At 66.1% G+C, this 21,983-nt stretch carries 19 protein-coding genes; 11 read left to right on the forward strand and 8 right to left on the reverse strand.

Annotated features, from left to right (window positions below):
- The first annotated feature begins 46 nt into the window (after positions 1 to 46).
- Both C8J43_RS02610 and C8J43_RS02615 read left to right on the forward strand, forming a co-directional pair.
- Positions 47 to 1,639: a cisplatin damage response ATP-dependent DNA ligase gene (locus C8J43_RS02610; RefSeq protein WP_133029604.1), complete on the forward strand. Its 1,593-nt coding sequence runs from the start codon at positions 47 to 49 to the stop codon at positions 1,637 to 1,639.
- Positions 1,640 to 1,734: 95 nt separating this feature from the next.
- Positions 1,735 to 2,499: an AcvB/VirJ family lysyl-phosphatidylglycerol hydrolase gene (locus C8J43_RS02615; RefSeq protein WP_133029605.1), complete on the forward strand. Its 765-nt coding sequence runs from the start codon at positions 1,735 to 1,737 to the stop codon at positions 2,497 to 2,499.
- 259 nt (positions 2,500 to 2,758) lie between these two features.
- On the opposite strand, the gene C8J43_RS02620 is transcribed toward C8J43_RS02615, so the two are convergent.
- Positions 2,759 to 3,583 carry a glutaminyl-peptide cyclotransferase gene (locus tag C8J43_RS02620; RefSeq protein ID WP_133029606.1) on the reverse strand — a complete coding sequence of 275 codons (825 nt, stop codon included), beginning with the start codon at positions 3,581 to 3,583 and terminating at the stop codon, positions 2,759 to 2,761.
- 48 nt (positions 3,584 to 3,631) lie between these two features.
- Complete coding sequence (locus C8J43_RS22515; RefSeq protein ID WP_133029607.1) at positions 3,632 to 4,507, reverse strand: cold-shock protein; 876 nt, start codon at positions 4,505 to 4,507, stop codon at positions 3,632 to 3,634.
- A 303-nt stretch (positions 4,508 to 4,810) separates the two neighbouring features.
- Here C8J43_RS22515 and C8J43_RS02630 point away from each other — a divergent pair, with 303 nt between their 5' ends.
- From C8J43_RS02630 to rpoN, 5 genes are all read left to right on the forward strand, one after another.
- Positions 4,811 to 5,431: a ribonuclease D gene (locus C8J43_RS02630; protein ID WP_056054449.1), complete on the forward strand. Its 621-nt coding sequence runs from the start codon at positions 4,811 to 4,813 to the stop codon at positions 5,429 to 5,431.
- Positions 5,431 to 6,099, forward strand: a complete 669-nt coding sequence (gene lptC, locus C8J43_RS02635) for an LPS export ABC transporter periplasmic protein LptC (RefSeq protein ID WP_121885680.1) — start codon at positions 5,431 to 5,433, stop codon at positions 6,097 to 6,099. The genes C8J43_RS02630 and lptC overlap by 1 nt, the downstream gene beginning before the upstream one ends.
- A 5-nt stretch (positions 6,100 to 6,104) precedes the next feature.
- Positions 6,105 to 6,662 carry an LptA/OstA family protein gene (locus C8J43_RS02640; RefSeq protein ID WP_133029608.1) on the forward strand — a complete coding sequence of 186 codons (558 nt, stop codon included), beginning with the start codon at positions 6,105 to 6,107 and terminating at the stop codon, positions 6,660 to 6,662.
- Positions 6,663 to 6,773: 111 nt separating this feature from the next.
- On the forward strand, positions 6,774 to 7,556 hold the full coding sequence (lptB, locus tag C8J43_RS02645; protein ID WP_056054439.1) for an LPS export ABC transporter ATP-binding protein: 783 nt from the start codon (positions 6,774 to 6,776) through the stop codon (positions 7,554 to 7,556).
- A 153-nt stretch (positions 7,557 to 7,709) separates the two neighbouring features.
- Positions 7,710 to 9,206: an RNA polymerase factor sigma-54 gene (rpoN, locus tag C8J43_RS02650; protein ID WP_133029609.1), complete on the forward strand. Its 1,497-nt coding sequence runs from the start codon at positions 7,710 to 7,712 to the stop codon at positions 9,204 to 9,206.
- Positions 9,207 to 9,452: 246 nt separating this feature from the next.
- Here the strand turns inward: rpoN and C8J43_RS02655 are convergent, their stop codons facing one another.
- Both C8J43_RS02655 and C8J43_RS02660 read right to left on the reverse strand, forming a co-directional pair.
- Positions 9,453 to 10,451 carry a ligase-associated DNA damage response exonuclease gene (locus tag C8J43_RS02655; RefSeq protein WP_133029610.1) on the reverse strand — a complete coding sequence of 333 codons (999 nt, stop codon included), beginning with the start codon at positions 10,449 to 10,451 and terminating at the stop codon, positions 9,453 to 9,455.
- Positions 10,452 to 10,799: 348 nt separating this feature from the next.
- Positions 10,800 to 11,405: a hypothetical protein gene (locus C8J43_RS02660; RefSeq protein ID WP_133029611.1), complete on the reverse strand. Its 606-nt coding sequence runs from the start codon at positions 11,403 to 11,405 to the stop codon at positions 10,800 to 10,802.
- Between the two features lie 92 nt (positions 11,406 to 11,497).
- On the opposite strand from C8J43_RS02660, the gene C8J43_RS02665 reads away from it, so the two are divergent.
- From C8J43_RS02665 to C8J43_RS02675, 3 genes are all read left to right on the forward strand, one after another.
- Positions 11,498 to 13,921, forward strand: coding sequence for a ligase-associated DNA damage response DEXH box helicase (locus C8J43_RS02665; RefSeq protein WP_133029612.1), 2,424 nt, complete (start codon positions 11,498 to 11,500; stop codon positions 13,919 to 13,921).
- Positions 13,922 to 14,283: 362 nt separating this feature from the next.
- A complete protein-coding gene (locus C8J43_RS02670; protein WP_243645376.1) occupies positions 14,284 to 15,108 on the forward strand; it encodes an aspartyl protease family protein in 825 nt (274 codons plus the stop codon).
- 59 nt (positions 15,109 to 15,167) lie between these two features.
- Positions 15,168 to 16,577: a M20/M25/M40 family metallo-hydrolase gene (locus C8J43_RS02675; protein WP_133029614.1), complete on the forward strand. Its 1,410-nt coding sequence runs from the start codon at positions 15,168 to 15,170 to the stop codon at positions 16,575 to 16,577.
- Positions 16,578 to 16,736: 159 nt separating this feature from the next.
- On the opposite strand, the gene C8J43_RS02680 is transcribed toward C8J43_RS02675, so the two are convergent.
- The gene (locus C8J43_RS02680; RefSeq protein ID WP_243645419.1) at positions 16,737 to 18,653 is read right to left on the reverse strand and encodes a potassium transporter Kup; all 1,917 of its coding nucleotides are present in this window, start codon (positions 18,651 to 18,653) and stop codon (positions 16,737 to 16,739) included.
- Between the two features lie 227 nt (positions 18,654 to 18,880).
- Between C8J43_RS02680 and pdeM the strand changes: the two genes are divergently transcribed.
- The gene (pdeM, locus tag C8J43_RS02685; protein ID WP_133029616.1) at positions 18,881 to 19,543 is read left to right on the forward strand and encodes a ligase-associated DNA damage response endonuclease PdeM; all 663 of its coding nucleotides are present in this window, start codon (positions 18,881 to 18,883) and stop codon (positions 19,541 to 19,543) included.
- 156 nt (positions 19,544 to 19,699) lie between these two features.
- Here the strand turns inward: pdeM and msrA are convergent, their stop codons facing one another.
- From msrA to C8J43_RS02695, 3 genes are all read right to left on the reverse strand, one after another.
- Positions 19,700 to 20,359, reverse strand: coding sequence for a peptide-methionine (S)-S-oxide reductase MsrA (gene msrA / locus C8J43_RS02690; protein ID WP_133029617.1), 660 nt, complete (start codon positions 20,357 to 20,359; stop codon positions 19,700 to 19,702).
- 49 nt (positions 20,360 to 20,408) lie between these two features.
- Positions 20,409 to 20,558, reverse strand: a complete 150-nt coding sequence (locus tag C8J43_RS21770; RefSeq protein ID WP_165895481.1) for a hypothetical protein — start codon at positions 20,556 to 20,558, stop codon at positions 20,409 to 20,411.
- Positions 20,559 to 20,768: 210 nt separating this feature from the next.
- The gene (locus C8J43_RS02695) at positions 20,769 to 21,968 is read right to left on the reverse strand and encodes a pyridoxal phosphate-dependent aminotransferase (protein WP_133029618.1); all 1,200 of its coding nucleotides are present in this window, start codon (positions 21,966 to 21,968) and stop codon (positions 20,769 to 20,771) included.
- Positions 21,969 to 21,983: the final 15 nt, after the last annotated feature.

Below are 21,983 nucleotides of genomic sequence, written 5' to 3' on the forward strand. Positions count from 1 at the left end.
CGTTCCGTATCTGCATCCGTTAGGGCGGCAAGCGCGTTGAACGACGATGCACGCTTTCGCCGCCCTGCTCGATTCGCTTACCTATACCCGGTCGCGTAACGCCAAGCTGAAGCTGATCGCGGATTATCTGCGTGCGACGCCCGACCCGGATCGGGGCTGGGCGATGGCGGCGCTGACCGGCGATCTCGATCTCAAGGGCGTGAAGTCGGCGGTGGTCCGCGGGCTGATCGAGGAGCGAGTCGACCCGGTGCTGTTCCGGATGAGCCGCGATTATGTCGGTGACACCGCGGAGACGGTCGCGCTGCTCTGGCCCGAGCCGACGGTTCCGGTCGATCCGACGCCGTTGTCGATCACCGATGTCGTCGAGCGGCTGGCGGCGTTGTCGCGTGCCGATGCGCCTGGTGCGCTGGCCGATATGCTCGACCGGTCGGATGCGGAGGAGCGGTTCGCGCTGCTTAAGATGGCGACCGGCGCATTGCGGATCGGCGTCTCCGCGCGTCTGGCGAAGACCGCGCTGGCCGATGCGTTCGGGCTCGACGTCGATGCGGTCGAGGAGGTCTGGCACGGGCTCGATGCGCCGTATCCGAGCCTGTTCGCCTGGGCGGAGGGCACCGGAGAGCAGCCGACGCCCGCGGACGTCCCCGTATTTCGGCCGTTCATGCTCGCGCACGGACTCGAAGACCTGCGCGTCGATCTCGCCGATTATGCCGCCGAGTGGAAGTGGGATGGCATCCGCGTGCAGATCGTCCATGTCGCGGGTGAGACGCGACTCTACAGCCGCACCGGCGACGACGTGACGGCCAGCTTCCCCGAGATCGCCGCGGCGTTTCGCACGCCGGGGACGGTCGACGGCGAACTGCTGGTGAAGGGTGAGCATCAGGGTGGTACGCTCGAGGATGGCGGCGGCGCGGCGAGCTTCAACGCGCTCCAGCAGAGGCTTGGGCGCAAGACAGTGTCGGCGAAGATGCTGGCGGACTATCCTGCGTTCGTCCGGCTCTACGACCTTTTGATCGACGGCGAGGAGGATTTGCGGACGCTGCCGTGGACGGCACGACGCGCGCGGCTGGAGGCGTTCGTGCCGCAGCTCGACCCGGAGCGGTTCGACCTGAGTGCGGTGATCGAGGCGGACGACTTCACGGCGCTGGAGGCGATCCGTGCGACCTCGCGCGACGCGGCGATCGAGGGCGTCATGCTCAAGCGTCGGGATTCGCCCTATGTCGGCGGGCGGCGTGCGGGGCTCTGGTACAAGTGGAAGCGCGATCCGCTGACCGCCGACTGCGTGATGATGTACGCGCAGCGTGGCTCCGGACGGCGATCGTCCTATTATTCGGATTACACCTTCGGGTGCTGGACCGAAGAGGGCGAGCTGCTTCCCGTCGGCAAGGCGTATTCCGGGATCACCGACGAAGAGCTGAAGATGCTCGACAGCTTCGTCCGCAACCATACGCAGAACCGGTTCGGTCCGGTGCGCGAGGTGGAAAAGACACTGGTGCTGGAGATCGCGTTCGATTCGCTGCATGATTCGAAGCGGCATAAATCGGGCGTGGCGATGCGCTTTCCGCGGATCGCGCGAATCCGGACCGACAAGCCCGCGGCGGAGGCGGACCGGATCGAGACGCTCAAGCGGATGATCACGTGATCGGCTGACTCCGCACCGTCATCGCCTAGTTGCCGGATCGAATTTCGGCGCTATCGCCGCGGTCTGGGCTCGCCATGAGCATTTGGGAGATCCGCATGGACGTTACGCGCAGGAAAACCAGACGACGGGTCCGTCGCGGCGCGTGGGTGTTCGGGATCATCTCCGCGATCGTCGTGCTGTTCGTGTATCTTGCCGGCTATTTCGACCGTGATCCCGTACACGTGTATCCGGCGATCGGCGTGCATGCGTCGGGACCGCCGCCGATCGCGGTGGTGAACTTCTCGGGTGATATGGGGCTTCGGTTCCTGCTCGGCGCGTCGACCTCGCGCGGGCTGACCGAACACGGGATCCCGGTGGTCGGGATCACGACGCCGGCGCTGTTCGCGCATCATCGGACGCGACAGGAGCTCGATGCGATCATCGCGGACGGCGTGCGGACGGCGCTGGCGCGGACGGGGGCGAAACGGGTCGTGGTGATGGGGCAATCGTACGGCGCGGACATCGTCCAGACCGGGCTGGCCAACCTGCCGAAGGACCTGCGTCCGCGCGTTGCCGCGATCGTGCTGATCCTGCCAGGGGACACGGTGTTCTATCGCGCCGATCCGTCCAGCCTGCTTTACGATCACGGTACGCCCGACAGCATGGGGGCGACGACCGGCAATCGGCTGACCTGGGCGCCGGTGACCTGCATCTACGGGCTTGAGGAGACGGACAGCCTGTGTGCGCTGCTGACGACCGCGAACGCGCGGAAAGTCGGGATGCCGGGGGGGCATAATATCCATCACGATGCGGATGGGTTGCTGCAGCATGTGCTGGCGGCAATCCGTGCGGTCGCGCCGGGGGCTGAACGGGGGTTCTAGAATTCGCCATCTACGAAGCGATCCTCTCCAAAGAGGCACGCTTTCGTCATCCTGACGAAAGTCAGGATCTAGGGTAAAACCGGATAGCTCTCGTGGCTCTGGATCCTGACTTTCGTCAGGATGACAGAACTCGAATGACAGCGGTTGGGAACGGCGTTCAGAAGGCGGTCGGCCGCCCTCCATGTTCTCCCGCGAAGGCGGGAGTCCAGACTGGCTCCCGCCTTAGCGGGAGCACAACTGTAGAAGGCGCGGCCGCGGCTTAACGCGGTGCTGCGGCGATCTTTATTTCGAAGAGCGTCGGCCAGTATTTACCCGTTACGAACAGCCGGTCGGCCTTGGCGTCCCAGGCGATCCCGTTGAGCACCGCCTCGCGGTCGGTCGCAGCGATCTCGGCGACCAGCGGACGGAGGTCGATCACCGCGGTCACCTTGCCAGACGCGGGATCGATGCGGACCAGGAAGCCGGTGTGCCAGACGTTGGCGAGCAGCGCGCCGTGGACATATTCAAGTTCGTTGATGTCGCGTAATGGGCGGCCATCGATCGTCACCGCCACGCGGCGGCGCTCGGCCAGCGTCAGCGGATCGCGGACAATGATGGCGGGGCTGCCGTCGGACTGGAGCAGCGAGACGCCGTCGCTCGTCAGGCCCCAGCCTTCGCCGGTGTAGCGGTTCTGCCCCTTGGGCTTGAGCGTGCGGACGTCCCAGCGATGCGCGATGCCGTCGTGCCACGTCAGGCTGACGAGCTGGTCCTTCCACAGCGCGAGGCCTTCGCCGAACTGCGCAGGGTCGATTCGTGCCTTGGCGAGGATCTTGCCATCCGCGAGCGAGACGCGGCGGACGTCGGATTGCCGCTCCTGCCCGGTACTCTCGTAGAGCGCGCCGTCGTGCCAGAGCAGCCCTTCGGTGAACGCCGTGCGATCGTGCGGGTAGCGCGCTACGATCGTCGCCGATAGCACCGGCACGTGCGTTTCGGGCGTAGTTGCCGCCTGCCCCTGAGCCGGCGCCGGCGCCGGCGCCGCGGACGACACCAAAGATGACGAAACAAGAACGGCCGATCCCGCCAAAGCAAGACCGGCCGCAATCATTATCCTACCGAACACGGTACGATCAGCGTTCTGAGTCAGTCAGCTGGATCAGCCGCCTGCGCTCAGGTTCACCGCAGCGTACTTGCCGCGACGATCGACTTCGAGCTCGAACTCGAGCTTGTCGCCCTCGTTCAGCGTCGCCATGCCAGCGCGCTCGACGGCCGAGATATGCACGAATGCGTCAGGCTGTCCGTCGTCGCGCTGGATGAAGCCGAAGCCCTTCATCGCGTTGAAGAACTTGACGGTACCGGTCGCCTTCTCGCCGGTGAGCTGACGCTGTGCGCCACCTGCACCACCGTCACGATCGCGATCGCCACCACGGGGCGCGCCCGGGCCGGCATCACGGTCACGCGGCGGGCCGCGATCGGTGACGGCCATCGGCTCGCCGTCGATCTTCAGGTCGGTCGCCGAGATACGGCCACCGCGGTCGACGAGCGTGAAGCCGAGCGGCTGACCCTCGGCGAGAGCGACCATGCCGGCCTGCTCGACGGCGCTGATGTGGACGAACACGTCCTCGCCGCCGTCATCGCGAACGACGAAGCCGAAGCCCTTCTGCGCGTTGAAGAACTTTACGACGCCGGTGCCTTCGCCGACCACCTGGGGAGGCATGCCGCGACCACCGCCGCCGCCGCCACCGCCCGAGAAGCCGCCGCCACCGCCGCCGCCGCCGCCGCGGTAACCACCGCCGCCGCCGCCGCTGCCGCCACCGAAGCTGCTGCCGCCGCCGTAGCTGCTGCCACCGCCGCCACCGTAGCTCGAGCCACCGCCGCCGCCATAGCTGCTGCCGCCGCCGCCGCCGAACCGATCGCCACCGCCGCCGAAGCTGCTGCCGCCGCCGAACTCGTTATCGCCGCCGCCGAAGCTGTCGCGCTTGTCGCGGCCACGCCCGCCACGGTTCCCGCGGCCACCTTTATCGAAACCCATAAGCTCTGTTCGTCTTCCCGGTTCGCCCGCAAATTTCTCAAAACCCTTGTGCCGGACGACGAACGCAGGTTTTCCAGCGCGAAACCTTTTGCGCCTTGAGGACACCCGTAGCGCAAAATACAAGCCGTCGCGAATAGATTCTGATCTTTAGGTGCGCGATCTGGATCGATACTGACGCAAGTGTCGCTTGTAAGCCACGACTCGTCGCACGCATGGCACGCGGGCCATGTTATCGCCCGATTCGACATCGCTGCCTGCGACTGGGCCATTGAGCGTTCAGTCGCGGACCGCTACGGCCACGGCATGACAGTTCATCTCCACGAAGGCGATATCCCCGCCGATCTGTTCGCGGCCGGTGCCGCGATCGCCGTCGATACCGAGACGATGGGGCTGATCACGCCTCGCGACCGGTTGTGCCTGGTCCAGCTTTCCGATGGCGGGCCCGACGAGCATCTCGTCCGGTTTGCCGCGGGTGCCGGCTATGATGCGCCCAACCTGAAGGCCTTGCTGGCCGATCCGGCGCGGGTGAAACTCTATCATTTCGGGCGATTCGATATCGCCGCGGTCCAGCATTATCTCGGCGTCGTCGCGGCACCGGTATATTGCACCAAGATCGCCTCGCGGTTGATACGGACCTACACCGATCGCCACGGCCTGAAGGAACTGGTGCGCGAGCTGCTCGGCCAGGATATCTCGAAGCAGCAGCAATCGTCCGATTGGGGCAGCCCTGAGCTGTCGGAGGCGCAGAAGGATTATGCAGCGTCCGACGTGCGCTTCCTGCACCGGTTGCGCACCGAGCTCGACAAGCGGCTGATTCGCGAAGGCCGGATGGAGCTGGCGCAGGCGTGCTTCGACTTCCTGCCGACCCGCGCCGCGCTCGATCTCGCGGGCTGGCCCGAAATCGACATTTTCGCGCACGCTTGATGGAAGCGCCCTCCGCCACGGGACTGCCGCCCTCCCCCGTCGCCCGCCGCGTGCGTAGCGCGCGGCAGGACTGGGCCGCGCCCGGTGGCAGCCATGACCGCTTCGTCGCGATCGCCCGCGTCGCGCTGCCGACCGCAATCGGCGTGCTGGCGGCCTTGATGGTCATGGCGCCGCTGACCGCGGGGGGCGATGTGTCGTTCCTGCTCGACAAGAACAAGGTCGACGTCGCGCAGGAGCGGATGAAGATCCAGTCGGCGCAATATCGCGGCGAGGATGCCAAGGGCCAGGCGTTCACGCTGGATGCCAAGTCCGCGATCCAGAAGAGTTCGGCCGAACCGATCGTCCAGCTCAACCAGCTCGCCGCACAGATCCAGCTGACCGATGGCCCCGCCAACATCAAGGCGAACACCGGTCGCTACGATATGGACACCGAAAAGGTGCAGCTGTTCGGTCCGCTGAACGCCACCGCAGCCGGCGGCTACGACCTGAAGACGACCAACGCGACGATCGACATGAAGGCACGCACGCTCGAAAGCGGGGGGGCTGCGACCGGTACCGTCCAGCAGGGGACATTCAGCGCGAACAAGCTGCGCGCGAACCTGGAAGAGCGCACCGTGACGCTCGATGGCAATGCCCGCTTGCGGATCGTACCCAGAGGGCCGAAATAGCCGCCATGCGCGCCACATCATCCTTGCTCGGAGCAGCCGGTTTCGGACTCTCCCTCCTGCTGCTTTCGACGACGGCGGTCGCGCAGCAGCCGCACGATTCGAATGCGCCGATCAATTTCAGCGCGGACCATATCGAATTGCAGGACAAGGCGAACCGCGCCGTGCTGTCCGGCAACGTCGCGGTCAAGCAGGCGGAAATGACGCTGAACTCCGCGCGGATGACGGTGGCGTATACGGGCCAGGTGATCGGCGGAAACCCACAGGTATCGCGGCTCGACGCGTCGGGCGGCGTGACGGTGAAGCGTCCCGACCAGACAGCCAAGAGCCAGTACGCGATCTACGATCTGAACAAGCGCGTGATCACGATGCTCGGCGCGGTGACGCTCAACCAAGGCGGCAACGTCGTCAATGGCGGACGGCTGACGATGAACCTCGATACCGGACGCGCGGTGATCGACGGCTCGTCGGTCGGCGGCAGCAGCGGTGCGGCCAACGGTGGCGGCACCGTGACGCAGTCGGGTGGCCGGGTCAGCGGCACCTTCTCGGTTCCCAAGCGCAACTGACGCGCAGGCGTGCCGCGGGGGCTTCCCTCCGGCGGCGCGCTCATGCATGTTTCCTGCCAAACCGCGACTGCATAAAGCGTTCGGCAATCTATTCTTGCGAGGCCTGATCCCATGGATGCCACCACGCTGCCCCCGATCGAGGTCGTAGAGCCGATCGCCGAGCCGCCCGTCAGCAACGGGTTGCAGGTCGTCTCGATCGCCAAATCCTACGACAAGCGGGTCGTGCTGACCGACGTGTCGGTGTCGGTCGGGCGCGGCGAGGTCGTCGGGCTGCTCGGGCCGAACGGCGCGGGCAAGACGACCTGCTTCTATTCGGTGATGGGTCTGGTGAAGCCCGATTCGGGCCGGATCATGCTCGATGGCGAGGACATCACGAAGCTGCCGATGTACCGGCGCGCGATCCTCGGCCTGGGCTATCTGCCGCAGGAGACGTCGATCTTTCGCGGGCTGACGATCGAGAAGAACATCCTGACCGTGCTCGAACTGTCCGAGCCGGACAAGGCGGCGCGCCAGCGGAAACTCGACACGCTGCTCGAAGAGTTCGGGCTGACCCGGCTCCGCGCGGCGCCGGCGATGGCGCTGTCGGGCGGTGAGCGGCGGCGTGCGGAAATCGCCCGCGCGCTCGCGGCAGATCCGTCGATCATGCTGCTCGACGAGCCGTTCGCGGGCATCGATCCGATCTCGATCGCCGACATTCGTGATCTAGTGAAGGATCTGAAGCGGCGCGACATCGGCGTGCTGATCACCGACCACAACGTCCGCGAGACGCTGGAAATCGTCGACCGCGCATACATCATCTACGACGGCCGCGTGCTGTTCTCGGGGTCGCCTGCGGAACTGGTCGCCGACGCCAATGTGCGCCGCCTGTATCTCGGCGAAGGCTTCTCGCTTTAGAGCTATGAACAAGCTCGCGCATCCATTCCTCCCCGGCACGGGGAGGGGGACCAGCAAAGCTGGTGGAGGGGGCTTTCCGCAAACGCAGCGTCTGACGCGAGCCCCCTGCGTCGACGCTTCGCGCCGCCAGCTCCCCTTGCAGGGGAGGATTTAGTGAGCCTCGCCCCTCGCCTGGACATCCGCCAGTCGCAGTCGCTGGTGATGACCCCGCAGCTCCAGCAGGCGATCAAGCTGCTGGCGCTGTCGAACCTGGAGATCGAGGGGTTCATCGCCGAGGAAGTCGAGCGCAACCCGCTGCTCGAAGCCGGCGCCGCCGAGGACAGCGACGCACCCGACCGCGAACCCGTACCCGAAGTCCGCGACGAACGCGTCGCCGCCGACGAACTGGTCACGGGCACCGGCGCGGGCGACGAACCAACGCTCGACGTCGACTACGCCACCGAAAGCCACCAGCAAGACAGCGTTGCCGATGGCGGCAGCGGGATGGACGGCGCGCTGTCGATGACCGGCGCGAGCGCGGGCGGTGCGGGCGGCGAGGACGGACCCGATCTCGACGCGTTCGCCGATACCAGCCTCAGCCTCGCGGATCACCTGCTCGCGCAAGCCGGCCCCGCAATCCCCCGCGAGGATGCGTTCATCGCCGCGCATCTGATCGACCAGATCGATGAGGCGGGCTATCTCACCGTGTCGCTGCTCGACATCGCCAACCGGCTCGGCGTGCCGCTGGTGCGCGTCGAGGCCGTGCTCGCGACGATCCAGACGTTCGATCCGACCGGCGTCGGCGCGCGCGACTTGGCCGAATGCCTCGCCTTGCAGGCACGCGAAGCGGATCGCTACGATCCGTGCATGGCGCGGTTGATCGACAACCTCGATCTGCTCGGGCGCGGTGAACTGACGCGGTTGAAGCGGATGTGCGACGTCGACGACGAGGACATGGCGGACATGATCCGCGAACTGCGCGGCTATGACCCGAAGCCCGGCTGTCGCTACGGCGGCGAACCGGCGCAGTCGGTGACGCCGGACCTGTTCGTGGCGCGCACCAAGGCCGGCTGGGCGATCGAGATCAACGCCTCCACGCTGCCCCGCGTGCTGGTCAACCGCAGTTACTATACCGAACTGTCGGGCGGGCAGCAGGACAAGGCGTCGAAGGCGTGGCTGTCGGATTGCCTCGCGAGCGCGAACTGGCTGGTGAAGGCGCTCGATCAGCGCCAGCGGACGATCATCAAGGTCGCGACCGAGATCGTGAAGCAGCAGGAGGCGTTCTTCCTGAAGGGCGTCGCGCACTTGCGGCCCCTGACGCTACGCCAAGTGGCCGACGCAATCGAGATGCACGAATCGACCGTCAGCCGCGTGACGAGCAACAAATACGTGTCGTGCGCGCGCGGACTGTACGAACTGAAATACTTCTTCACGAGCGCGATCCAGTCCGCGGATGGCGGCGAGGCAGTGTCGGCACAGGCGGTGAAATCCGCGATCAAGGCGCTGATCGACACCGAGGGGGCGAAGATCCTGTCGGACGACACGCTGGTCGAACTGCTCAACGCCAAAGGCTTCGACATCGCGCGGCGGACCGTCGCGAAATACCGCGAGGCGCTGGGGATCGGGAGTTCGGTGCAGCGCCGGCGTGCGCGGGCGCTCGAAGGAGGGTGATCCACGCGAAGGCGCTAAGGCGCAAAGAGAAGAACGGGTTCGCGCAGAGACGCGGAGCAGGTGCGAACCTGACGACGGTTTCCCGCGCCAGCAGGCCTCACACTTCGATCAGCCAGAGGGATGCAAGTCTCGCTGACGCGAGGCGATAGAGCAGAACGCCACCCCTCTACGCCTCTGCGCGCAAAACCCTTCTTCTCTTGGCGCCTTCGCGCCTTCGCGTGAATCATCTCTACGCCCTCGCGCGCATCAATCGTCCTCGTCTTCGAAGCCGACCAGCGCCAGCGCGCGCGCCTTGATCTGGCGGGTCATGCACCAGTGGACGAGCGCGTCTTCGCGGCCGTGCGTGACCCAGACCTCGCGGGGCGCGATCTCGGTCAGCGTGGCGATGAGTTCGTCCCAGTCGGCATGATCGCTGAGGATCAGCGGGAGTTCGACGTTCTTCTGTCGCGCACGGCCCCGAACGCGCATCCAGCCGCTCGCCATCGCGGTGATCGGGTCGGGCAGCCGCCGCGACCAGCGATCGTTGAGCGCCCCCGGCGGGCACATCACGACATGCCCGGCCATATCCGCCTTCTTTGCATCCGCGACGGGGAGCAGTTCGCCTAGCCTCACGCCGTGTTCCGCATACAGGTCGCACAGGCGTTGCAGCGCGCCGTGGATGTAGATCGGTGCCTCGTGGCCGCGCTCGCGCAGTTCGGCGATCACGCGCTGCGCCTTGCCGAGCGCGTAGGCACCGACGACGACGCAGCGGTCCGGGTTGGCGTGCAGCGCGGCGATCAGCTTGTCGATCTCGTCGCCGGTGTCGGGGTGGCGGAACACCGGCAGGCCGAAGGTGGCTTCGGTGATGAAGACGTCGCATTTGACGGGTTCGAACGGCGTGCAGGTCGGGTCTGCGCGGCGCTTGTAATCGCCCGAGACGACGATCCGCTCGCCGCGATAGTCGAGCACGATTTGCGCGGAGCCGAGGACATGGCCGGCGGGAACGAACCCGATATCCACTTCCCCCATCCGGATCGTCTCGCCGTAAGCGACCGGGTTGCCGGCTTGCGGCCCGTAGCGCGCGTCCATGATCGCGAGCGTCTCCGGCGTAGCCCAAACGGCTTCGTGACCGCCGCGCGCGTGATCGGCGTGGCCGTGCGTGACGAGGGCTTTCGCAGTCGGAATCGAAGGGTCGATCCAGGCGTCGATCGGCTTGACGAGGATGCCGTGCGGATGCGGTTCGAGCCAGTCGCCGAGTTTTGCCATGCGGGGGTAACGCGTGACGTAGGGGTGCGGTGCCGTTGGTAGCGTACGGCTACCGAACGGGCTCTCCATCGCTGCCCCGTCTAGACCGTCATCCCCGCGCAGGCGGGGATCCATAACCTCGCCGTTGCGGATTTTGCCGCTCGGTCAGCCCGTATGGGTTCCCGCCTCCGCGGGAATGACGGTCAATAGAATGACCACGCGATACCCCACCAATCCTCCCCCGCCAGGGGGAGGTGGCGCGAAGCGACGGAGGGGGCGGACACGAAACCGAGGTTTCCCCTTCCTCCCCCTCCGTCTGGCAAGTGCCAGCCACCTCCCCCTGGCGGGGGAGGATCGCAGGTCCTGACTTTAACGCCGTCCGCCGACCTTGATCGTCGCGAGGATCGCATCCATCCGCGCCGCCGCAACCGCCTGGGTCGGCGCGTTGCGGCTGGCTGGCGCTGCCGCCTTCACGGCGTACGTGACGCGGTCGATCGCGTAGCAGGCGCCGTTGATGACGCTGCGCAAGTTGGTCGCGTTCACCTGCTGGCTCATGCCGGCGTCGCCGTTGGTATAGACCGTCCAGCGGTGGCCGCCGAGCATCCGGTTCGGCAGGCGCCTCGCACTGCCCGAGACCAGTCCCGCGGTGCCGCACGTCGCGACCACGTCGGCACTCCGGCTGAAGCCGACCTGGATCAGCTCGGTTACTTGCCCCTGGCCATTGGTCGGCCGGGCGACCTCCCAGAAGCGGACGATGCCGACGCCGCGACCGACCGGCGCGCCGTCCCACATCTGGCGCCAGCCGCGGTTCATCAGCGCGCGGCCGGCGAAATTGCGCGTCGGCGTCAGGCTGGAGGCGTAGGACAATCGGACGATGCCGCCCCCGCCGACGAACGACTTGTCGGCGGCAGTGGCATTGGCGAACGGCAGAAGTGCGAGCAACGGCAGGGGCAGAAGATAACGAAGAAGCGACACCGATCGTCTTTCACAACAGAGCTTTGGCCGAAATGCCGGCCGTTGCGCACGCGGTCCATAGCGGTGCGGCGCGACGCCCCCATATGACGCTGATGCGTGAACAGGCCGTGAGCGACCTCCCCTCCCCCTTGGAAAACTGGTTTGTCGCGAGGGGTTGGCGGCCGCGGCGACATCAGCTGGAAATGCTGGCGGAAGGCCGCGCCGGGCATCATGCCCTGCTGGTCGCGGCGACCGGCGCGGGCAAGACGCTCGCCGGGTTCCTGCCGACGCTTGCCGAGCTGATCGAGGCGCCGACGACCGGTCTCCACACGCTCTACGTATCGCCGCTGAAGGCGCTCGCGGTCGACGTGCAGCGCAACCTGCTGACACCGATCGACGAGATGGGTGTCGATATCCGCGTCGAGACGCGCACCGGCGACACGCCGTCGGACCGCAAGGCGCGGCAACGGATCAAGCCGCCGCAGATCCTGCTGACCACGCCCGAATCGCTGTCGCTGCTGCTAAGCTACCCGGACAGCATCACGATGTTCGAGAACCTCCGCACGATCGTCGTCGACGAGGTCCACGCATTCGCGACCGGCAAGCGCGGCGACCTGTTGTCGCTGTGCATGGCGCGGCTCCAGAAGATTTCGCCGGGGATGCGCCGCGTCGCGCTGTCGGCGACGGTCGCGGATGCCGACGGCTATCGCGCGTGGCTCGCCCCCGATGGCGACATCGATCAGGTCGCGATGGTACGCGGCGAGGCGGGTGCGGATCCCAACGTCGCGATCCTGCTGCCCGAGGGTCGCGTGCCCTGGTCCGGCCATTCGGGCCGCTATGCCGCCGCGCAGGTGATGGCCGAGATCGAGGCGCACGAGACCTCGATCGTGTTCTGCAACACGCGCAGTCTGGCGGAACTGATTTTCCAGGATCTGTGGAAGGTGAACTCCGGCAATCTCCCGATCGGCGTCCACCACGGCAGCCTCGCGAAAGAGGCGCGGCGCAAGGTCGAGAACGCGATGGCCGAGGGGAAACTGCGCGCGCTGGTCGCGACGTCGAGCCTCGATCTGGGGGTGGACTGGGGCAATGTCGATTGCGTGATCCAGATGGGCGCGCCGAAGGGATCGTCGCGGCTGTTGCAGCGGATCGGGCGCGCCAATCACCGGCTCGACGAATCGTCGCAAGCGATCGTCGTGCCCGGCAACCGTTTCGAATATCTCGAGGCGCGCGCGGCGCTCGACGCGGTGGAGGCGGGCGAGCTCGATGCGGATATCTTCCGCATCGGTGCGCTCGATGTGCTCGCGCAGCACGTGATGGCGTGCGCCTGCGCGGCCCCGTTCCACGAAGCTGCGTTGCTCGACGAGATTCGCTCCGCCCTCCCCTATTCCGCGCTACCGACCGAGACGTTCGAGCGCGTGCTGCATTTCATCAGCGACGGCGGCTATTCGCTGAAGGCGTATGACCGGTTCAAGCGGTTGACCAAGGATGCGGACGGGACGTGGCGCGTCAGCCACCCCAAATTCATCGGCCAGCACCGGCTGAACGCAGGCATCATCGTCGAGGCGACGATGCTCAACGTGCGATTCGGCAACGGTCGTGTGCTCGGCCGCGTCGAGGAGGCGTTCGCCGCGCAGTTGAGCCACGGCGACACGTTCTTCTTCGCAGGGCTCAGCCTCGAGGTGATGAAGATCGACCTTGAGGATCTGGTGGTGCGCGCGACCTCGAAGCCTGCGCGGATCCCGACCTATGGTGGCAGCCGGATGCCGCTGTCGACCAACCTCGCCGACCGCGTCCGTGGCTTCCTCGCGCATGCGGGCGACTGGGCGCGCTTTCCCGACGACGTCCGCGAATGGCTGGAGATGCAGGCGTATCGATCGGTGATGCCCGAGCCCGGCCAGCTGCTGGTCGAGACCTTCCCGCGCGAGGGGCGGCATTACATGGTCGCGTACAGCTTCGAGGGGTGGAACGCGCACCAGTCGCTCGGCATGCTGATCACGCGGCGGATGGAGACGCAGGGGCTGAAACCGCTCGGCTTCGTTGCGAATGATTACGCGCTGGCGGTGTACGGGCTGGAGAAAATCACCGATCCGGCTTCGCTGTTCTCGGCGGATATCCTCGAGCACGAGTTCGTCGAATGGGTGCAGCAATCGCATCTGCTCAAGCGTGCGTTTCGCGAGGTCGCGGTGATCGGCGGGCTGGTCGAGCGCCAGCATCCGGGCAAGCGCAAGACCGGCAAACAAGTGACGTTCTCGACCGACCTGATCTACGATGTGCTGCGCAAGTACGAGCCGACGCATTTGCTGCTGGAGGCGGCGTGGGCGGACGCGCGGGCGCGGATGACCGATGTCGGGCGGCTGGCATCTTTGCTCGACCGCGCCGCGGCGACGATGGTGCATGTCGATCTTGAGCGCGTAACGCCGCTCGCGGTGCCGGTGCTAACGCTGATCGGGCGCGAGAAGATCTCGACGAACAGTTCGGACGATGCGCTGCTGATCGAGGCGGAAGCGATGATCGCCGACGCGATGCGGCCTGATTGAGCTACTCGATCCTCCCCCGCCAGGGGGAGGTGGCTGGCACTTGCCAGACGGAGGGGGAGGGAAGGGAAACCGTTGTCGCGTCTTCCTCCCCCTCCGTCGCCTACGGCGCCACCTCCCCCTTGCGGGGGAGGATTTCAGAATAGCTCAGCCCCTCCCCAAACGAACGATTGCGTGCCCGCAATATCAGGCGCAGCATTTGCAGCATGCACAAGTGGCTAGCCCCGCTACTGCTAGTCATCGCCGCCCAAGCTAGCGCTCAGGACGCAGTCTCTCCACGCCCAAATGCTGCACCCACGCCCGGTGCAACATCCGCAGCAGAGCCCGACCCAGCCACGCTCCTGTTCGGCGACGACGAAACCCGCATGACGGTCCCGGTCACGATCGCCGGCGCCGGCCCCTTCCCCTTCGTCGTCGACACCGGCGCGCAGCGTACCGTCATCGCCCGCGAACTCGCCGCCACGCTCGGCCTTGCCCCAGGCCGCATCGTCCGCGTGACCGGCATGACCGGCTCGGACAGCATCGGCACCGTCATGATCCCCTCGCTCAAGGTGAGCGTCATCGGTAGCGCCGCGATCGAGGCCCCGGCGATCAGCGCGATCAATCTCGGCGCGCGCGGGCTGCTGGGGATCGACACATTGCAAGATCATGCGGTGAAGATCGACTTCGACACGAAGACGATGACCGTCACCCCCTCGCGCAAACGCCAGAATCGCGAACGCGTAGGTCCCGATGAAATCGTGATCAAAGCGCGCAGCCTGTTCGGACAGCTCGTCGTCACCGACGCCTATTGCAACGGCATCCGCATCCGCGTGATCCTCGATACCGGCACGTCCGTGAGCATGGCCAATGGCGCGCTCCGCCGGAAGGTAACGCGCAAGGGACTGGGCCGCGCTGGGCCGTCGCAGTCGGTGTCGCTGACCGGCGTCACTGGCGAAACGGTTGTCGCGGATTACACGACGATCGACCGCGTCACGATCGGCAGCCTTTCGCTCGGCGACGTGCCCGTCGCATTCACTGCGATCGATGCGCCGCCGTTCCGGCAGTTCGGATTGTCCGAGCGTCCCGCGATGCTGCTCGGGATGGATGTGCTGCAGTTGTTTCGCCGCGTCGACATCGATTTCGCCAACCGTGAAGTCAGGCTGGCATTGCCTCGCGGAACGCGTCGTGGCGGGGAGCCGCGGCGGTGAGGTTGCGTAACCGCGCGTTCGCTGCAACTCTCCCCACAGAAACGAACAAGGGGACGACGATGCGCGCGACTGGTTGGCTACTCACGGCGGCGATTCTGACGACACCCGTGACGACGGCGGTTGGGGCACAGGCGCAGTCGCGGCCCGACCAGAAGGCGTTCCTCGCGCTTTACAAGGAACTGGTCGAGACCAACACGACGCTGTCCGCCGGCAGTTGCACGCAGGCGGCGGCGCAGATTGGCTCACGGCTAAAGACCGCGGGTTATGCGGATACCGACATCACCTATTTCTCGGTGCCCGAGCACCCGAAGGACGGCGGGCTGGTCGCGGTGCTGAAGGGATCGGACGCGTCGATCAAGCCGATGCTGCTGCTCGCACATCTCGACGTGGTCGAGGCCAAGCGCGAGGATTGGGTGCGCGATCCGTTCAAGCTGATCGAGGAAGGCGGCTATTATTACGCGCGCGGCACCGTCGACGACAAGGCTCAGGCGGCGATCTGGTCCGACGCGATGATCCGCTTCAAGACGAGCGGGTACAAGCCGAAACGGACGATCAAGCTGGCGCTGACCTGCGGCGAAGAGACGACGTTCGCATGGAACGGCGCGCAGTATCTGGCGAAGTCGAAGCCCGACCTGATCGCCGCCGAGTTCGCGCTGAACGAGGGCGGCGGCGGGCGGCTCGACGACAACGGCAAGCGCCAGTTGCTCGCGATCCAGGTCGGCGAGAAGGCGGCGCAGAACTACACGTTCCTGGCGACCAATCCCGGCGGGCACAGCTCGCAGCCGATCCCGGAGAACGCGATCTACGAGATCGCCGACGCCGTGAAGGCAGTCCAGGGCTACGAGTTTCCCGTAAAATTCACTGATACGACCAAGGCGTTCTTCGCGGCGAGTGCGAAGGCGATGCCGGGCGAGATGGGGGATGCGATCACGAAGCTGCTCGCGAACCCCGAGGACAAGACGGCGGATGCGATCGTCAGTCGTGACAAGGCGATGCACTCGACGTTGCGCACGACCTGCGTGGCGACGTTGCTGAACGCGGGTCACGCGGAGAACGCCTTGCCGCAGCGCGCGACGGCGAACATCAACTGCCGGATCTTTCCAGGGGAGACGGTAGAGGGCACGCTCGCGAAGTTGAAGGAACTTGCGGGGGCGAAGGTAACGGTGACGGCGAACCAGCCGGTGCGCCCGACTGCGATCCCGCCAACGCTCGACCCAAAGATCATGGGGCCGGTGACCAAGGTCGCTGCGAAGCACTTCCCCGGCCTGCCGATCCTGCCGCTGATGTCGACCGGCGCGACGGACGGCATTTTCTTCGAGGCGATCGGAATCCCGGTCTACGGCGCGCCGGGCGTCTTCATCGACAAGGACATGGGGGGGATTCACGGCCTCAACGAACGAATCCGCGTGAATTCCCTGTACGACGGCCGCGACTACCTCTTCGACTTGGTGAAGGCGTTTGCGGGATGAACGCTACGTCCCTCGCCCCTACGGGGAGAGGGAGGGAGGAGCCTTAGGCGACGGAAGGGAGAGGGGCGTGAGGCTCGGGACGGCGCATCCCAACGCCCCTCCCCCTTCCCACCGCAAGCGCGGCGGGCCCCTTCCCTCTCCCCGCAGGGGCGAGGGAGTTTAGACCGTGACCTGTTCGCCTAGTTCGAGCACCTTGCCCGGCGGGATCTTCAGGAAGTCGGTGGGGTCGCTAGCGTTGCGTTGCAGGAACATGAAGATGCGGTCCTGCCAGGGCGGCATACCCTTTTCCGCATCGGGCTTCAGCGTGTTGCGGCCGATGAAGAACGAGGTGCGCATCGGGTCCAGTCCGAGCTGTTCGGTCTTGGTCCCGATCCCGAGATCGCGCGGCACGTCGGGCGACTCCATGAAGCCGTAGGTCAGCACGACGATCGAAAAATTGTCGTCGACGCGTTCCACCTTCGCGCGTGACGCTTCGTCGACGAACGGCCGATCCGCGGTACGGATGCTGACGATCAGGTTGCGCTCGTGGAGCACCTTGTTGTGCTTCAGATTATGCAGCAGCGCGCCCGGTGTCGCGTGCGGGTTGCCGGTCAGGAACACGGCCGTCCCCGACACGCGTTCGGGCGGACGCTTCTCCAGCGCCGAGGCGAGATCGCTGAGCGGAATGCTCTGGCGCTTCTCGAACGCGCTGACGATCTTCTTGCCGCGCACCCAGGTGAAGATGATCAGCCCGATCGCGGCGGCGATGACCAGCGGAACCCAACCGCCCTCGATCACGCGCAGGATGTTCGCGCCGAAGAAGATCAGGTCAAGCGTCAGGAATGGCAGGATCGCCGTCAGTGCCAGTGGGCGCGACCAGTTCCAACGGTGGCGGACGACGATATACGCAAGCAAGGTCGTGACGACCATCGTGCCGGTCACCGCGATGCCGTACGCGGCTGCCATTGCCGACGACGTCTTGAACTGAATCACCAGCACCAGCACGCCGATCAGCAGCAGCCAGTTGATCGCCGGCAGGTAGATCTGGCCCGCGAACACGGCGGAGGTCTGGCGGATGCGCAGGCGCGGGAGCAGGCCGAGCTGGATCGCCTGTTGCGTCAGCGAGAATGCGCCGGTGATGACCGCCTGGCTGGCGATCACGGTCGCGAAGCCGGCGAGGATGATCAGCGGCGCGCGCAGCGATTCGGGCGCCATCAGGAAGAACCAGTCCTGGTTGACGAACGGAATACCCTGCCGCGCGGCATCTTCGAGCTTGGCGAGCGCGAACGCGCCTTGCCCCAGATAGTTGAGCGCGAGCGCCGGGAAGACGAGGAAGAACCAGCCGATTCGAATCGGCAGCCTGCCGAAATGGCCCATGTCGGCGGTCAGCGCTTCGGCGCCGGTGACGGTCAGGAACACCGCGCCGAGCACGAACAGCCCGGTGACGCCGTGCGTCGCGAGGAACGAGATGCCGTAGGTCGGCAGGAACACGCGGACGATCGAGGGCTCGTCGGCGATATGCCAGATGCCGAGCGCGCCGATCGCGACGAACCAGAGGATGCAGACCGGGCCGAACAGCTTCGACACCTGCGCGGTACCGCGCGACTGGATCAGGAACAGCGCGATCAGGATGCCGATCGTCAGCGCGCGCACCACGCCTTCGTTGAAGATGTGCGCCGCGCTCGGAATCGTCCGCAGGCCTTCCATCGCCGACAGCACCGACAACGCCGGGGTGATGATCGCATCGCCGTAGAACAAAGACGCGCCCGCCGCGCCGAGTACGATCGCGATCCGCGACCGCATGCCGAGCGCGCGACGGGCAAGCGCGGCTAGCGCCAGCACGCCGCCCTCGCCCTGGTTGTCGGCGCGCATCAGGAAGATGACGTATTTGACCGTCACGACGAGGAACAGCGACCAGAGCGCGAGGCTCAGCACGCCAAGGATTTCGGTCGGATCAATGCCGCCCGCGGACGTCTGGCCGAGCGCCTCGCGGAACGCGTAGAGCGGGCTGGTGCCGATATCGCCGAACACCACGCCGATGGCGCCGACGGTAAGCGCGGCGAGTGCCGGATGGGGGTGGAGATGCGCTGCGGACAGATCCGACGGCGCGCACGCCTGTCCTGCCCCTTGCCCCGCCAAGTCCTCGGCGGTCGGTTCGGTCACGACGGCAGTTTGCGGTGTTCCGGCTACGGACGTCATGGCGCGAACAGCGCTCCTCCTGGGGGGACGGCGCGCTTTACGCCGATTGGGGGCATGCGCAAGCCCCACCCGGTTCGCGACGATGGCGGCTTGATTCGGTGCGGCAGGGGCGGCATGGCGGGCGGATGGTTCCCTTTTCGTTCGGCGGGCATGCGCTTCTGGCGTTGGCGCAAGGCGCGCTGTTCTGGCCGGAGCGGCGTGCGCTGCTGGTCGCCGACCTGCATTTCGAGAAGGCGAGTTGGTTCGCGAAACGCGGCCAGATGCTGCCGCCGTATGACTCGATCGCGACGCTGGCGGACCTTACCGCGCTGGTTGCGGCCACCGGCGCGCGCGAAGTCTGGTGCCTCGGTGACAGCTTTCACGACAGCGACGGGTGCGAGCGGCTGCCGCAGCGCGCGCAGGACATGCTGCGGGCGATGACCGACGGCACGCGGTGGACGTGGATCACGGGCAATCACGATCCGGCGATCCTCGATCGGTGTGGCGGGGAGGTCGTGGACGAGGTGGTCGTCGACGGGCTGGTACTGCGACATGAAGCGGACCGGGGGGAGACGCGGCCGGAACTGTCGGGGCATTTCCATCCGAAGCTTCGGCTAAGGGTACGGGGGAAATCGGTGGCGCGGCGGTGTTTCGTGGCGACGGCGACGAAGCTGATACTGCCGGCGTTCGGGTCGCTGACTGGCGGGCTGGATGTGGACCATCCGGAGATCGTGCGTGCGGTCGGGGTCGGCGCAGAGGCTATGGTGCCGGTGGCGGACCGGATGCTGCGGTTTCCGGTTGCGGCCTGAGGTTTGTCGCTAGGGAAGTAGATAAGCCACCACCCCGGCGAAGGCCGGGGTCCAATTGCAGGCGGCTTATAACGGAGGTTCGTCCGCCGTTACTTCAACCTTTCCAATTGGGCCCCGGCATCCGCCGGGGTGGTGGCTGTCCTAGGAAGATCGCCGTCAGCTCGAAATCGTTGGGAACGCCGCGCGGAAGGCTGCCACCTTCGGCTTGTCCCACATCACGACGTACGGATGCGTCGGGTTCCGATCGTAGAAATTCTGGTGGTACGCTTCGGCCGGATAGAACGTCCCCGTCTCCAGCTTCGTCACGATCGGCCCGGAGAACGCATGCGTGGCACCGAGTTGCGCGATGTATGCGCGCGCCACCTGCGCCTGCGCCGGCGACTGCGGGAAGATCGCCGAACGATAGCTGGTGCCGCTGTCGGGTCCCTGACGGTTCAACGTCGTCGGGTCATGCGCGATCGAGAAATAGACGCGGAGCAACGTGCCGTAGCTGACCACGCGGGGATCGTAGGCGATCTTGATCGCTTCGGCGTGCTTCGTCGTCTCGGCGGAAACCTGGTCGTAGGTCGCGGTCGCCTTGGTGCCGCCGGCATAGCCGGTCATGACGGCCTTCACGCCCTTCACATGCTCGAACACCGCTTCCATCGTCCAGAAGCAGCCGCCGGCGAGTACCGCAGTCTGAACACCGGGCGCTGCGGGAAGGTCGGTCTTGACGGCGGGGATGACGACGGCGCGGGCGCCTTGCGCGGTGCCGGTGGCAATAAACGCACCGGCGATACCGACGGCGGCGAGCGTGGCGAGAAGCGGCTTTTTCATGTTTCGATACATGGGGTTGCCGCTCGTCTTCGCTAGGCTATCGTCGCTGTTATCGGGCGGTGGCGGAAACGCTGTGCTCGAAATGGCTGGCGAAGGTCTGGCGGGCTTCGGCGGGCTGGAGCGCGAGCAAGCCGATGGCGCCGAGGACGAAACCGCCGCTGAACTGCCAGAAGAAACTCGACTTTACGATGCTGCGCATGATGCGATCCCAATGAAACCCTGTGATGGCGCAGACCGGATAGGTCAGCACCAGTTACGGACCGGCATGTCGTAGAGATGCCGGCCAACCACAATGTCGTTTTTAGAAACTCTCGATTAACGCGCCGTGGCCGATGCGTTCATCGTGCAGCAGGCATCGCCCGACAGCGTTGCCGGAAGATGTCGCCGCGTGTCTCGATTGTTGCCGGCGTTATTTCAGCGCGGCACACGCCGCCTGAATGCGCGTGCAGGCCTCGCGGAGCAGCGCGTCGGAGGTGGCGTAGCTGATCCGGAACGCCGGCGAGAGGCCGAACGCGGCGCCTTGCACCACGGCTACCTTGGCGTCGTCGAGGAGATAGCCGACCATTGCCTCGTCGGTGTCGATCAGGCGACCGTTCGGCGTCGTCTTGCCGATCAGGTCGGCGAACGACGGATAGACGTAGAACGCGCCCTCCGGCGTCGGGCAGTGCATGCCGTCGATCTCGTTGAGCATCGACACGACCAGATCGCGACGGCCCTGGAATGCGGTGTTGCGTTCGGCGAGGAAGGACTGGTCGCCGTTGAGCGCCGCCACCGCCGCCGCCTGCGCGATCGAGCACGGGTTCGAGGTCGACTGCGACTGGAGCTTCGCCATCGCCTTGATCAACCACGCCGCGCCCGCGCCGTAGCCGATCCGCCAGCCGGTCATCGCATAGGCCTTCGAACAGCCGTTGACGGTCAGCGTGCGCTCGAACAGCTCGGGGCATGCCTCCGCAATCGTCGCGAACTTGAAGCCGTCATAGACGATGTGCTCGTACATATCGTCGGCGAAGATCCACACGTGCGGGTGCTTCGCCAGTACCGCGCCGAGCGCCCTGAGTTCGTCGATCGTGTAGCCGGCACCGGTCGGGTTCGACGGAGAGTTGAGGATCACCCACTTGGTCTTCGGCGTGATCGCGGCGTCGAGCGCGGCGGGATCAAGCTTATAGCCGACCTCGGGCCCCGCCTTGACGATCACCGGCACGCCGCCCGCGAACTGCACGACGTCGGGATAGCTGACCCAGTACGGCGCAGGGATGACGACCTCGTCGCCCGGATCGATCGTCGCGACCATCGCGTTGAACAGGGTATGCTTGCCGCCGACGTTCACGCTGATCTGGTCGGTGGTGTAGGTGAGGTTGTTGTCGCGCGCGAACTTCGCGACGATCGCCTGCTTCAGCTCGATCGTGCCGTCGACGTTGGTGTATTTGGTCTTGCCGTCGCGGATCGCCTGGATCGCGGCTTCTTTCACGAAGTCCGGCGTGTCGAAATCGGGTTCACCCGCACCGAGGCCGATCACGTCGACGCCTGCGCGCTTCAGTTCGAGAACGCGCGAGGTAATCGCGAGCGTCGGCGAGGGGCTGATGCGGCCGAGCGCGGCGGATGCGTGCATGGTGTAACCTTTGCG

The sequence above is a fragment of the Sphingomonas sp. PP-CE-1G-424 genome (assembly GCF_004341085.1).
Classification (GTDB): domain Bacteria; phylum Pseudomonadota; class Alphaproteobacteria; order Sphingomonadales; family Sphingomonadaceae; genus Sphingomonas.